This is a genomic window from Streptomyces sp. NBC_01089, assembly GCF_045162975.1.
Taxonomy (GTDB): domain Bacteria; phylum Actinomycetota; class Actinomycetes; order Streptomycetales; family Streptomycetaceae; genus Streptomyces.
This window is the reverse complement of record NZ_CP108660.1, coordinates 8,071,425-8,084,892: the sequence shown is the minus strand read 5'-3', so window position 1 is coordinate 8,084,892 and position 13,468 is coordinate 8,071,425. Positions and strand designations below refer to the sequence as shown.

Here is a 13,468-nt window from a genome sequence, read left to right as displayed (position 1 = left end):
GCAGTCACGGAGGAGCCCGATGACCACCCTTTCCCCGGCAGCGGCCGCCGACCGTACCGGCGTCTCCATCGACACGCTGCGGTACTACGAGCGGGAAGGGCTCATCGGCCCGATCCGGCGCTCGGGCGGCGGGCGCAGGCAGTACACCGAGAGCGACGTCTTCTGGATCGGTCTGGTCACATGCTTCCGCGAGGCCGGTCTGGGGATCGCGGACCTGCGGGGGTTCATCGCCATCCTGCGCGCCGAGCACCCGCCGCAGGACCGGGTCGTCTTCCTCCGTGAGCGCCGTGCCGCCCTGCAGGAGCGGGTGGCGGCACTGGGCCGGGCCATGGAGGTCCTCGACGAGAAGATCGCCTACTACAGCTGAGCACAGCACCGGGACACGCGTGCACCGGAAGGAACACCCGTCACAGCACCGGCGCGGTGAAGCACCGGCACCGGCACCGGCACCGGCACCGGCAGTTTCTGTCGTCCAACACCGTTCGTACGGGGGCGGGTTGGTGCCAGGGCGGGGGCCCGGTCAGCTGTCCCGCAGGCGGCCGAAGTGTCAATCGCAGGGCCCGCCCGGGGTGCCGTGGCACTGCGGGCGGGCCCTGGACGTGTGTGCAGCCTGCGCGGGGGTGCCTGCGTTCGAGCAGTACCACTGGGGAATCACCCTCGCGGAAGTGAGTAGCATCCCCAGCACACCCGTCCACCACACAGCTAAAAGATGAGGGCCTCATGTCCACAGTCAACGCCGCATCCGGTGTGCAGGCCGAGTACGCACAGAAGGTCGCCGATGACCTCGCGGCCAACCAGAGTGAGCAAGACCGGGTCCGCGCCGAACTGGTGCGCCTGCAGGAGGAGTTGGTCCAGCTCGAGGAGAGCGGACAGGTCCTCGTGAAGATGCAGGACATCCTCGGCACCTCTGCCGGGCCGGCAGCCAAGCCCGGCAGGAAGCCGGCCAAGGTGCCCGCGGCACGCAGCCCCAGGAACAAGACCGCGACCGCCAAGAACACCGGCGCGAGGAACACCGGCGCGAAGAATGCCGGTGCGAAGACCCCGAAGGCGGGGCGCTCGCCGAAGGCCGGGGCCGAGCCCGTACGCCGCGCGAAGGCTCCCGCGAAGAAGGCTGCCCCCGCACAGGGTGCGGGCGGGCCCACATGGCTCGAGCTGGTGAGTTCCTGCCTCGCCGGGCACAGTGAGCCCAAGTCGTCCACCGAAGTCGCCGCCGCGGTGGCCCAGGCACACCCCGAGCGGGGTGTGCAGGTGACCGTCGTACGCAATGCTCTGGAGCAGGGCGTTGCCCGTGGGGTCATCGAGCGTTCCAAGCAGGGCCGTTCGGTCTACTACCAGACCAAGCCGGCCGGCACGGAGACCGCGGACAGCGGCGCGGCAACCGCCGCCTGAGAACCCCTCCCCCGCCTCCCGGTGAGGGTCCGGGGCGCGGACGGCGTGACCCATGCCGTGGAAACGGCTGGTGTGGGGGGAGGCTGTTCGTGCCGCACAGCGGGATTGCCCCCGGGGTGGTCACTGCCAGCCGGCTGCCCCGATCACCGATGCGGCAATGGCGGGGACGGAGCCTGTGGTGGTGTCGGTGGTGAAGTCCTCGACCGCGGCCCTGCCGAGGATGGTGTCCAGTTCACCGGACCGCTCCAGATGCCACCGCAGTGCTCCGGGCTCCCCGTCATGGCGGCGGGTCAGACGCCGGTGGACGACGGCCGGTTCGGCCCGCAGCAGACACACCGTGAGACCGACACCCACCGCAGCGGCCAGCTGCCGCCGCTCCTCCTGCCGCTCGACCACGCCGGCGAGTACGAGACGGGTCGCTCCAGCGGCGAGGTAGTTACCGGCGACGCTCCGCAGATTCCGCAGCAGCATGGTGAAGTTGAACCGGTCACCAGCAGGAGCGGGCCACGACTGGCTCAGCCAGTCGAGGTCGAGGACCGCGTGCGGGGTCCCGGCCCCGGCGAGCAGATCACCCACCGCGCCGGCAACGGTGGTTTTACCCACCCCGACAGTGCCGTTGATCAGCAGGGCCGAAGCGCCCAGAGGGCTGTCCGTGCACATCCCGGCATCGTACGCCGAGGTGCACGGCCCCCGGACGCCCTGTCCTGCGCGGCGCGGGCTGCTCCTTGGCCGCCGCGGAACTCACATCCGGTGGTACACACTCACCGCACCGCGGGATCAGATCCGGTGGTGCACACTCACCGCACCGCGGGTCTCAGATCCGGTGGTGCACACTCACCGCACCGCGGGTCTCAGATCCGGTGGTGCACACTCACCAGCCGCAGGTCCTTGGCCGGGCCCCGTACCGTCCACACCACCCGCCAGCGGTCCGCGGTGAGCACACTGAACTCGCCGCGGTAGACGTCCTCGGCGCACGGGTGGTCGGCCAGACAGTGTCCGCCGCGCAGGTCCAGCAGGTGGAAGGGGCGGCCGTCGGCGAACCGTACGAAGGCCGCCCCGTCGCCCGCCGGCTCGAAGAGATGCTCACGGGAAGCGGGCCGGGTCACCCCGCCCCAGGTGAACTCGCCGCGCTCGGCATGGAGCAGCCCGGTGGCGGGCTGTTCCCGGCGGGTGAAGCAGGCCGTGCCGCTGAACGTGCCGTTCCGGTCCTGGGACAGGTCGTACACGGTCCGCTCGACCCGCCACCGCCCGGCGAGGTAGCCCAGAGTGTCCGCCACCGGATGCAGCCGCCCGCCGGGCGGGACAGTGCCCTCGCCGCCTGCCGTGGTGTCCTGCCGTGTCACACCCACCGCCCCGCCCTCCCCTTGTCCCACCGTCACACTGCCCTGCCGGTCCGTCCCGCGTCGTGATGCTAGGCCCCGCCACCGCCCCGCCCCGGACCGGGCCCTGGACCGGGCCCGACGAACCCGCCGGTCCCACCAGTCCCATCGGCCAGGGCGTTGCCGTGGGCGTTGCTGTGGTTGTTGGCGGGCGGCAGCCTAGGCGGGTGCGGTGCCGGGGCCCTGGGAGGGCGGGGGGCCGGGGTCGCGGCGGGCGCCGGGCTCCAGCGGCGGGAGCGCGGGTGCGCCGTGCACGGTGCATTGGGGGCGGGCGTGCGGGGTGTCCTCGTCGGGGCGCAGTACGTCGGCCGGCACCGTGAACCACGCGAGCGCGGCGCCCAGCACCATGAGCCCGGCGCAGACCAGCACCGCCTGGCCGAAGGCGCGGTCGACGGTGGAGACGGTGCGGTATCCGCTGCCGGACAGGCCGACCGCGAGCGGCAGCGCGGCCACCGCGAGCAACTGGGCGACCCGGGCGGCGGCGTTGTTGACGCCGCTGGCGATTCCGGCCCGCCGTACGTCGACGGACGCCAGGACGGTCGCGGTCAGCGGTGCGACGAACATACTCATGCCCAGCCCGAGGACCAGCACGGCGGGCAGGACGTCCGCCCCGTACGAGCTGCCGGGATGCACCCGGTGCAGCAGGGCCAGGCCCGCCCCGGCGACCAGCGGTCCCAGGGTGAGCAGCGGGCGCGGGCCGGTCCGCTGGGCCAGGGCGCCGGCCGGCCCGGACAGCAGCATCATCAGGACGGTGATGGGCAGCGAGGCCACCCCGGCGGCCAGTGCCTCGTATCCCAGACCGTTCTGCAACTGGGTGGGCAGCAGGAAGAACACCCCGCCGATCGCCGCGTAGAGGCACAGGGTGACCAGGTTGACCGAGGTGAACAGCTTCACCCGGAACATTCCCAGGGGCAGCATGGGATGCCCGGTCCTGGCCTCCCGCCGCAGGAAGAGCGCGGTGAACAGCAGCCCGGCCGGCAGTGCCACGATCACCGCCGGCCCGAAACCGCCGGTCGCGTCGATCAGCGCGTAGGTGATGCCGGCCAGGCCGAGAGCGGCCAGAGCGGCGCCCGCCGCGTCGAACCGCCCGGCCGCCAGCCAGTCGCGGCTCTCGGGCACCCAGCGCACCGCGAGGAGCAGCACGGCCAGGGCCAGCGGGGCGTTGATGTAGAAGATCCAGCGCCAGCCCGGCCCGTCCACCAGCCAGCCGCCCAGGAAAGGGCCGACGGAGGTGGCCACGCCGCCCAGCCCCGACCACAGTCCGACCGCCTTGGCACGGTCCTGCTTGCGGAAGGTGCCCTGCACCAGGGCCAGTGAGCCGGGGGTGAGCAGTGCTCCGCCGGTTCCCTGCAGGGCGCGGGCGGCGATCAGCGCGCCGTCGTTGGGTGCGAGCCCGCACAGCACGGACGCCACCGCGAACCAGGCCACCCCGGTCATGAAGATCCGGCGCCGCCCGTAGCGGTCTCCGAGGCTGCCGCCGAGCAGGATCAGCCCGGCGAGCGGGAGCATGTACGCGGTGATGGTCCACTGGAGCGCCGAGAGCGGGACGTCGAAGTCGGCTCCGATGCGTGGCAGCGCGACGTTGACCACGGTGGCGTCCAGCATGGTCATGCCCGAGCCGAGGACCGCGCAGGCCAGCACACCACGCCCGGCCGGGGAAGCCAGCCGCAGACTCCCCGCCCGCCCGGAACCAGCCCGCCCGGAACCGGCCCGGCCCGCCGCCTCGGACACGGCACCGGCGGGAAAACCCCGGCCACGAGCCGTGTCACCGCCAGCCGGGCCGTCGAAGTCCGGGCCATCGCGGTCCATGCCGTCGAAGTCCTGGCCGTCGCGGTCCGGGCCGTCGAAGTCCGGGCCGTCGTGTGCCGTACCGTCGCGGTTCGTGCCGTCGCGGTCGCGGTCGGGGCCGTCGGGGTCGGGGCCGTGGTTCGCAGGGCCCTGGTCCACCCGTCACCTCCAGTGGCGTTGGCTGTACCGCCGAAGGGGGGTGGGGCAGGCGCCGCCGGCGGAACGGTTCGGCCCCAGCCTGGCGCAAGATCGCCACGCACGCACCGCCACGGGCGGACACACTGGTGTGGCGCTCACAGCCCGAGGTACAGGCGGACGGCTCCGGCCACAGCGGCCCCGGGGGGGCGAGCCCCCGTACACGGCGCCGGCGGCCGTTCACGGTCTTCCGCTGCGGGATACGAACCGAACCCGCACCGCTGTCACTCGGGCAGGTTCAGCTGCCAGGAGACACCGAAGCGGTCGTTCACCCAGCCGAACTTGGCACTGAAGCCGTACGAGCCCAGCGGCATGAGCTCCGTGCCCTGCTCGGCGAGGGCACCGTAGAGGCGGTCGAGCTCAGCCTCTGTGCCGCACTCGACGAACAGCGACACCGCCGGGGTGAACCCGAAGCCGTGCTTGACGTAACTGTCAACGCACATGAACCGCTGTCCGGCGAGCGAGAACGTAGCGCGCTGGACCGTGCCCGCCTCGCCGGGGCCGTCGGCGCCGTAGCGGGAGATGTCGACGATCTCCGCGTCCTCGAACAGCGACATGTAGAAAGTCAGCGCTTCCTCCGCCCTGCCCTCGAACATGAGAAAAGTGGTGATCTTCTGCGGGATCGATGCCATGGCGCTGCTCTCCGGACGCTCGTACTGGCCGGCCGAATCCTTCAGCCGGGGACTGGTCAGCCGGGTGCCGGTCAGCCCGGGAACGAGGCTAGGACCGGCGACCGACACCAGCTCCCTGGACACCACCGGGCCACGGCTTCCGGATCCTGCCCGACCGGAACCGGAACCAGAGACAGAGCCGGGGAGGGCGAGGGCGAGGCGACCCGCCGGGGGCGAACAGGAGCAGGGGCAGGATGCCCAGGGCTTAGCTGTGTGAGCTCTCCCTGGCCGGCGGGAGTGTTCCTGCGGGCCGGGTCCCGTGGATGTACTGGTCGGCCCAGGCGCTGATGATGTGGGCGGCGCGCTGGGCCTGGCCCCGGGCGGTCAGGAGATGGTCCGCTCCCTCGAGCGCGACGAAACTGCGCGGGTGGCGTGCCTCGCGGAAGATCTCCCCCGCGTTGTCGATACCGACAGTGGAGTCGGTGGGCGAGTGCAGGACGAGGAGCGGCAGGTTCAACTCGCTTATCCGGTCGCGCAGATGAGCCTGATGGACGTCTTCGACGAAGGCCCGCTTGAGGACCAGGGTCCGCCCGCCGACGAACCACTCGTGCGCCCCTTCGCTCAGGACACGGTCCATGACCGCGTCGTACTGCCGCTCGACGTGACTGGGATCGATGGGCGCCCCGATCGTGGCGAGCGCCCGGACACCAGTGGCCCCGGCCGCCGCGGCCAGCACGGCGGCGCCTCCCCACGAGTGCCCCACCAGCAGATCCACCGGAGTCCCCCGCTCCGCCATCAGCGTCACCGCGCGGATCGTGTCCTGAACCTTGATGGTGAAGGAACCGTCCCCCCAGTCACCGTCGGAGTCGGCGATCCCGAGGTTGTCGTAGCGCAGCATCCCGATCCCTTCGCGTGCCAGCTGCTTGCTGACACGCGAGGCGGCCGGCGAGTCCTTGCCGAGGGTGAACCCGTGCACGAACAGTCCCCAGCCCCGCGTCTCGCCCTCGGGAAGGTCGATCACTCCGGCCAGTTCAGGGCCGACAGTGCTCCGGAATCTCACTTTTTCACTCATGCTGTGATCACCTAGGCAAGGACTGTTCGCAGGACAAAAAAAGAGGGGGGCGGGGGCGCTGCCACCGGACCCGCACCACACCCGTCCACGCAGCATAAGAACGGTGAACGCGTGAGCATGTGAGCGTGTGGGCGCGGTGCTGGCCGCTGCCGGCGGGTTCAGACGACCGGTTCCTGCCCGGAGGCCGGTTTCGTGGTGAGCAGGGCGGTGATCTCCTCGGTGAGGCGCGGGCCGAGCTCGCCCCAGCCCTTCTTGTAGCCGTAGACGCTGAGCAGCGTACGGGCGTCGTAGTCGCCGTTCATGATCTCGATGTCGGAAGCCGTGATGAGCGCCGGGTGGGCGACACCCACGGCCGCTGAGATCTTCATCAGCTCCCTGCGCAGGGTCCGCAGGTAGACAGCCGCCCGGGTGGACTTGGAGACCGGGTCGATACCCCGGGCCAGCCGCGGGTTCTGGGTGGCGATACCGGTGGGGCACTTGTCGGTGTGGCACTTCTGCGACTGGATACAGCCGATCGAGAGCATCGCCTCACGCGCCACGTTGATCATGTCGGCGCCCAGAGCGAACGCGACCGCGGCGTTCTCGGGCAGACCGAGCTTGCCGGACGCGATGAACGTCAGATCGTCGGTCAGCCCCAGCTCGGCGAACGTGCCGTACACCCGGGAGAAACCCATCCGGAACGGCAGCGACACCGAGTCGGTGAAGGTCAGCGGCGCCGCCCCGGTACCGCCCTCACCACCGTCGATGGTCACGAAGTCGACACCGCGGTCCCCCCGCGCCATCAGCGTGGCCAGCTCCTGCCAGAAACCCATCTCGCCCACCGCGCTCTTGACCCCGACCGGCAGACCGGTCTCCGCGGCGATCAGCTCGACGAAGTCGAGCATCGAGTCCACGTCACTGAACGCGGTGTGCCGCGACGGAGAAGCACAGTCCTTGCCCAGCGGGATACCACGGATCTCAGCGATCTCCGGAGTCACCTTCGCACCCGGCAGCATCCCGCCGAGCCCCGGCTTGGCACCCTGGGAAAGCTTGATCTCTATCGCCTTGACCGGAGCACCGGCAACGACATCCTTGAGCTTGTCGATACTGAAAGTGCCGTCCTCGTTACGGCAGCCGAAGTACGCCGTACCGATCTGCAGAATGAGGTCACCACCGTTGCGGTGATACGGCGAGAGCCCGCCCTCCCCCGTGTTCTGCAGCGTGCCCGCCAGCGCCGCACCCTTGTTGAGCGCGGTGACCGCCGCACCGGAGAGCGACCCGAAACTCATCGCGGAAATATTCACCACACTCGCCGGCCGGAACGCCCCGGCACGCCCCCGCGGCCCGCCCAGCACCTTCGCCGAGGGCAACGGAGCCTGCGGATCATGCACATCGGGCAGCTCACCGGCGAACGTCCGCTGCTTGAGGTAAGCGTGCCCCTGCATGTGCTCGACGTCATTATCGGTCCCGAACCCGAAGTAGTTGTTCTCCTCCTTCGCCGACGCATAGATCCAGGTCCGCTGATCCCGGCTGAACGGCCGCTCCTCATCATTGGAGGTCACGATGTACTGCCGCAGCTCCGGCCCGATCGTCTCCAGCAGGTAACGGGCATGCCCGATCACCGGAAAGTTCCGCAGCAACGCGTGCTTCTTCTGAACGAGGTCACGGGCCGCCACCACCGCTACTGCTGCTGCGGTGGCCGCTGCGATACTCCGGGCGCGCATGAACGTTCCTCTCCTCGGGTACTCGGCTCCATCCCCCGTACGGTGGACGCCGCCATGTCAGGCATGAGACGCCGAGCACGACCAAACAGGCATCAGCGCCCCGTCGAAGAACACAGAATTCAAATATTAGAAGCCCACACGAAAACCCATGTGACCAGGGTCGCCAGACAGAACAGACCACCCACAACACAACACAGAACGCAGCCCAAGCAGCAGCCCGCCCCCGCGGCGGCCAGCCCAGCAGCGACCCGCCCGGTCGAAGGCGAGCGGCCCCACAGCAAGTGACCCAGCCGCAGCACACCCGCGGCAAGCGGCCACGCGGCAAGCGGCCACGCGGCAAGCGGCCACGCGGCAAGCGGCCACGCGGCAAGCGGCCACGCGGCAAGCGGCCACGCGGCGAGGGGCCACGCAGCCGGTGGGTCCGACGGCGGGTGGCCCCGCAACGGGCGGGTTCCGACAGCGGGGGGCGGCGGCGGGGGGCCGGCGGCGGGCACCCAAACACTGCCGGAGAACTACCGGCGATAACAGAGCGTGGCAACTGCGTGACCGCCGAACACCGTTCACGTACACATACACGTACCGGCAAGACAGCCAGCCGACACCCCCCAACACCAGACACCCGAAGAAAAGCGCCCGACCCCCGGCACCAAACACAGCATCGGCCGCAGCCAGCCGAGGCGAAGCGAGGCGCGAGCATTGCTGGGGCGAGGCAAGGGGTGTTGCCAAGCGGGGCGCGGGCATTGCTGGGGCGGGGCACGGGCGTTGCTGTGCGCTTTCGCCGGTACCGGTGCATGCCGCTCCGACGGCTCCGGTGGTGGTGCTGGTGCTGGTGCTGGTGGTGGTGACCATGCAGATAAGGGCGTCGACGAGCTCGTCGGAGGCAGTGCGCAATCTGCACGTGCTGAGGTGGCCGCTGAGCGTCATGCCCGCAATGCCGTGGGCACCGCCGAGCAGCAGGACACCGCAGCGGGGGTGTGTGTTCCGCTCCCCCACGAGGCTGGCGACAACGGGCAGGCCCGGCCCGCCCTTTCCCACACGTGCTGCCCGCCCCGCAGAACGGCCGGAACCACACCAGAGCCCCGGGACAGCGAAACTAGGCTCAAGACATGATCGAGACCGACCGGCTGCTCCTGCGGCCTCTCCGGCTGTCCGACCTCGACGCTTTCACCGAACTCCACGCCGACCCACAGGTCAGCCACTTCACCGGGACCTTCTCACGCCGGCAGGCACGAGAGCGGCTCACCAAGACCGAGCAGCAGTGGAACCAGCGAGGCCACGGCCTGTGCGCCATCGAACTCAAACCCAGCCACACATTCATCGGCCGCACCGGCCTGCAGTACTGGGAACAGTTCGACGAAGTCGAACTGGGCTGGACCCTCAAAACCAGCCACTGGGGACACGGATACGCAACCGAAGCCGCCCAGGCATGCCTGGACTGGGGCTTCAGCACACTCGACAACGACTACGTCACCGCCCTCATACGACCAGGCAACAACGCATCAATATCAGTAGCCCAACGCCTCGGATTCACCCCCCGCCGAGAAGACCAACTCCAGGACAACCCCATCACGGTGTACGCCCTGAACCGCCCAACCACCCCACCCCCACACTGATCCCCCACCATCAACACAACAACAACAGCAGCACCCTCCCCGCAGAGCGGGGCAACCACCACAACACCCAGCACCCAAACACCCCGGCACCCCCACCCCCGGAAAGCTCCGGAGGAACACCCCCAGGGGTGTTCCTCCGACCCCCCGGGGGGTGTTCCTCCGACCCCCGGGGGGTGTTCCTCCGACCCCCGGGGGGTGTTCCTCCGGGGGCCGGGGGGCCGGCCGCCGGCACCTGCCGTGCCACGCCCCCTTGATCCTGCCGCGCCGTGTCGTGCCGTTGTGAAGAAGCCCAGGAATCGAGCACCGCAGCAACAGCCTCGATCTCGACCAGCTGATCCTCGTAACCCAGCACCGTCACACCCATCAGCGTGCTCGAGACATCATGATCAGCGAACGCGTCCCGGACGACCCGCCACGCGGCCACCAAATCCTCCCGGCAAACCGACGCAACAAGAACCCGCGTACTGATGACGTCCTCGAGCGATACCCCGAAGCAGCCAGAGCAGTCCGCATACCCTCAACCGCCTTCGCCGCCCGGCCCGCACAATCCCCGACCGCAGCCGTCGAGCCGCCACCATTCAACGGACACGCCCCGGCTCCCGGCACACCCCCGCCCCCACACCAACCCACCCCACCCCCACCCCATCCCCCTCCGCCGGACAGGGAACAGGACCACAGAACCGGGGCCATCGCCGTACACGGGCAGTGACACAAAGTAGGAATCAGAGGCGCTGAAACCAGCGGACTGTGAGCCCGGACATAGGACCCCCGTCACACAGGACACCCCCTAGTAGACCCACACCCCACCCCCACCCCCACCAGCACAGGCCCCACAACACCCATGTCCGTTTTGTCACTATCTGGGGTCGTAGGTCACATAATTGCCACCAGCAGGGACCCTCTCGCAAGGTGATGGACATACCGGGAAGCCACACACCGGACCGGACGGAACACCACCGCCCGCCACCCACACACCGGCCCCACGACACACACCACGGCCACCACAGCCACCCGTGTCACCCACCCCCAGCCGGCCTCCCCACCACACCCCACCCGAAAGGCACCCCCATGACTGCCACCACCCCCCGCACCCTCCGCAAGACCACCATCACCGCCCTCGCCACCACCAGCGCCGCCGCCATCACCCTCACCCTCGCCCCCCACGCCCACGCCACCACACCCACACACACCACCACCCCCGTCTCCGCCGCCGCCATCACCACCGCAGCCATCACCAAACAGGCCCACCACACCGAAAAAACCGCACACCACACCACGAAAACCACAGCCACGAAGACCACGGCGAAGAAGACCCCCAGCGCCAAGCACACCGACGCCGTCACCGCGATCGTCAAAAGCACCAAATACAGCAACAACCTCGACGGCTGGATCAAGGAATCACTCGCCATCATGAAGACCAAACACATCCCCGGCAGCTACGAAGGCCTCCACCGCAACATCATGCGCGAATCCAGCGGCAACCCCCACGCCCAGAACAACTGGGACATCAACGCCCAGAACGGCATCCCCTCCAAGGGACTCCTCCAAGTCATCCAGCCCACCTTCGACACCTACCACGTCAAGGGCACCAAAAACAGCCTCACCGACCCCGTCGCCAACATCGTCGCCGCAGCCAACTACGCCGCCGACAAATACGGCACCATGGACAACGTCAACTCCGCCTACTAACCCCCACCAACGCCACCAAGTGCCGTGCGCCCGCCACCCCATGACACACTCACCACCGACAAGCACCTGACACCAGCAACACCCGGCCACAAGCGGAGCCAACGATGAAAGCAGTGCGATTCAGCCGGTTCGGCGGACCCGAAGTCCTCGAGACAACGGAACTCCCCGACCCGCACCCGGGCCCCGGCCAGATCCGCATCGCCGTACGCGCCGCCGGCATCAACCCCAGCGACTGGAAAAAGCGCAAGGGCCTCATGGACCAAGGGCTCCCCCAGACCCTCGGCCACGAAGCAGCAGGCACCGTCGACGAACTCGGCGAAGGCGTCACCGACACCGCCATCGGCGACCCCGTATTCGGCTTCACCGCCCAAGAAGGCGCCCAGGCCGAACTCGCAGTGCTCTCCCACTACGCACCCATCCCGCCGCCCCTCGACTTCACCGCCGCCGCAGCGCTGCCCGCCGCCATCGAAACGGCCACCCGCGCACTCGACCAGCTCGGCGCCGGACCCGGCACCACACTCCTCATCAACGGCGCCTCCGGCACCGTCGGCAGCGCCGCAGTACAACTCGCCGTGGTACGCGGCGCCCGCGTGCTGGGAACAGCCAGCCCCGCCAACCACGCATACCTCCGCACCCTCGGTGCCGAACCCCTCACCTACGGCCCCGGCCTCCCGGACCGGGTCCGCACACTCGCACCCGACGGCATCGACCTCGCACTCGACATCGCAGGCAACGGAATTCTGCCCGAGCTCAGCCAACTCACCGGCAGCGCCCAGCACGTCATCACACTCGCCGACGTCCCCGGAGCCCGCAAACACGGCGTCAGGTTCAGCACCGGGGAAAGCGGCCGGGCCCTCCACGCCCTCGACACCATCGGCGAACTGATCCAGTCCGGGCGCTTCCAGCCCCCGCCCACACATACCTTCCCGCTCGCCGATGCCGCCGAGGCGCACCAGGCCGGCGAGCACGGCCACCTACGCGGAAAGCTCGTACTCCTCGTCGGCTAGGACCACACCCACCCGCAAGGCCCACACACAAACACCCCCACCGGCGCACCCACCGGCACCCCCGCACCGGTGGGGGTGAACTACAACTCAGACAACCACCACCCGACGCCCCCGCGTATGACCGGCCTGGCTGTCGGCATGTGCCGCCGCAGCCTCCGCGAGCCCGTACGACTTCTCCACGGGAATACGCAGCTCCCCCCGCGAAACCAGCAACACAGCCTCAACCAACGCCTCCACCACACTCCCCGCCACACCAGAAAACCGCACACCGACATCGACCTTGCCAGTGGTGACGACCATGGCCCCGACCTGGTCGCGCGACTCCCGTCCAAGATCGACAGAGGCATCCGCACGCCGTCCTCCCACGGAACCTCGACGGCCGTGGCATTCAGGAACGTCTCACCCGCAGGCGAATCCTCCATCTCACGCGCCCGGTCCAAGAGCGCACCCAGCAGTCGCCCGCCGAACCGACCCTCTTCGCTCTACGTCATCGATAGAGTCTATGCTGATGACATAGAGGTGGCCGGGTAGGCCGAGAGCCCTGTGACATGGAGGAGATCCAGAGCATGTCCGAAGAGCACGTGCAGGTGGCGGAGGCGGACGCGGATCGGGAGTCGCCGCGCGATGAGTCGTTGATCGACTATTCCCGTCGGCGGCAAGCTGTCGCCCTGATCGTGGCGCCGATCATCTTCGGTGTCCTCGCGGGCCTCACGCTGAAGTGGTCGGTGGTGGCCTGGGGGACGATGCAGGTCATCGGCGTACTCGGCGCAGTCGTCGCAGGGCGCGAGCACAAGTACGGATGGTCGGCGGCGGCGCGCGGATTCGTTGCCGGGCTGCTCGCCACCGGTGTCACCGTCGGCATGCAGGCCCTGCTGCCCGGAGATGACGTCAAGACGCTCGCCTTCCCGTCCTACTTGATCACGGCAGCCATCGGGTCCGCCGTGCTCCACCTGGTCGGTGCCGCGCCGCGGCGGATACGCCGCCGCATCAAGTACGTGGCCACGCTCCGTCGTACGCGGTGA

General features: G+C 69.4%; 12 protein-coding genes and 2 pseudogenes. 6 read left to right on the top strand and 8 right to left on the bottom strand.

Features of this window, described 5'->3' with window-relative positions; translation table 11 throughout:
• The first annotated feature begins 19 nt into the window (after window positions 1-19).
• Both OG510_RS36340 and OG510_RS36335 read left to right on the top strand, forming a co-directional pair.
• Window positions 20-367 carry a MerR family transcriptional regulator gene (locus OG510_RS36340; RefSeq protein WP_406134680.1) on the top strand — a complete coding sequence of 116 codons (348 nt, stop codon included), beginning with the start codon at window positions 20-22 and terminating at the stop codon, window positions 365-367.
• A 353-nt stretch (window positions 368-720) separates the two neighbouring features.
• Window positions 721-1,389, top strand: coding sequence for a hypothetical protein (locus OG510_RS36335; protein WP_406134681.1), 669 nt, complete (start codon window positions 721-723; stop codon window positions 1,387-1,389).
• A 120-nt stretch (window positions 1,390-1,509) separates the two neighbouring features.
• On the opposite strand, the gene OG510_RS36330 is transcribed toward OG510_RS36335, so the two are convergent.
• The 6 genes from OG510_RS36330 to OG510_RS36305 form a co-directional block, all read right to left on the bottom strand.
• A complete protein-coding gene (locus OG510_RS36330; RefSeq protein ID WP_406134682.1) occupies window positions 1,510-2,049 on the bottom strand; it encodes an AAA family ATPase in 540 nt (179 codons plus the stop codon).
• 191 nt (window positions 2,050-2,240) lie between these two features.
• Window positions 2,241-2,738, bottom strand: coding sequence for a DUF6314 family protein (locus tag OG510_RS36325; RefSeq protein ID WP_406134683.1), 498 nt, complete (start codon window positions 2,736-2,738; stop codon window positions 2,241-2,243).
• A gap of 189 nt (window positions 2,739-2,927) precedes the next feature.
• Window positions 2,928-4,577 carry an MFS transporter gene (locus OG510_RS36320; protein ID WP_406142267.1) on the bottom strand — a complete coding sequence of 550 codons (1,650 nt, stop codon included), beginning with the start codon at window positions 4,575-4,577 and terminating at the stop codon, window positions 2,928-2,930.
• Between the two features lie 398 nt (window positions 4,578-4,975).
• The gene (locus tag OG510_RS36315; RefSeq protein WP_406134684.1) at window positions 4,976-5,509 is read right to left on the bottom strand and encodes a VOC family protein; all 534 of its coding nucleotides are present in this window, start codon (window positions 5,507-5,509) and stop codon (window positions 4,976-4,978) included.
• A 118-nt stretch (window positions 5,510-5,627) separates the two neighbouring features.
• Window positions 5,628-6,434, bottom strand: coding sequence for an alpha/beta hydrolase family protein (locus OG510_RS36310; protein ID WP_406134685.1), 807 nt, complete (start codon window positions 6,432-6,434; stop codon window positions 5,628-5,630).
• Window positions 6,435-6,592: 158 nt separating this feature from the next.
• Window positions 6,593-8,137, bottom strand: coding sequence for an FMN-binding glutamate synthase family protein (locus tag OG510_RS36305; RefSeq protein WP_406134686.1), 1,545 nt, complete (start codon window positions 8,135-8,137; stop codon window positions 6,593-6,595).
• Between the two features lie 1,106 nt (window positions 8,138-9,243).
• On the opposite strand from OG510_RS36305, the gene OG510_RS36300 reads away from it, so the two are divergent.
• Window positions 9,244-9,750 carry a GNAT family N-acetyltransferase gene (locus OG510_RS36300; protein ID WP_406134687.1) on the top strand — a complete coding sequence of 169 codons (507 nt, stop codon included), beginning with the start codon at window positions 9,244-9,246 and terminating at the stop codon, window positions 9,748-9,750.
• 292 nt (window positions 9,751-10,042) lie between these two features.
• Here the strand turns inward: OG510_RS36300 and OG510_RS36295 are convergent.
• Window positions 10,043-10,347, bottom strand: a pseudogene (locus OG510_RS36295) (Rid family hydrolase); the annotation flags it as partial.
• 471 nt (window positions 10,348-10,818) lie between these two features.
• Here OG510_RS36295 and OG510_RS36290 point away from each other — a divergent pair.
• On the top strand, window positions 10,819-11,439 hold the full coding sequence (locus tag OG510_RS36290) for a transglycosylase SLT domain-containing protein (protein ID WP_406134688.1): 621 nt from the start codon (window positions 10,819-10,821) through the stop codon (window positions 11,437-11,439).
• A gap of 104 nt (window positions 11,440-11,543) precedes the next feature.
• Entirely contained in the window at window positions 11,544-12,446 is a 903-nt protein-coding gene (locus OG510_RS36285; protein WP_406134689.1) for an NADP-dependent oxidoreductase, read from the top strand.
• Between the two features lie 87 nt (window positions 12,447-12,533).
• On the opposite strand, the pseudogene OG510_RS36280 reads toward OG510_RS36285, so the two are convergent.
• Window positions 12,534-12,722: pseudogene (locus OG510_RS36280) on the bottom strand (zinc-binding dehydrogenase); the annotation flags it as partial.
• A gap of 290 nt (window positions 12,723-13,012) precedes the next feature.
• Here OG510_RS36280 and OG510_RS36275 point away from each other — a divergent pair.
• Window positions 13,013-13,468 carry a hypothetical protein gene (locus OG510_RS36275; RefSeq protein WP_164263745.1) on the top strand — a complete coding sequence of 152 codons (456 nt, stop codon included), beginning with the start codon at window positions 13,013-13,015 and terminating at the stop codon, window positions 13,466-13,468.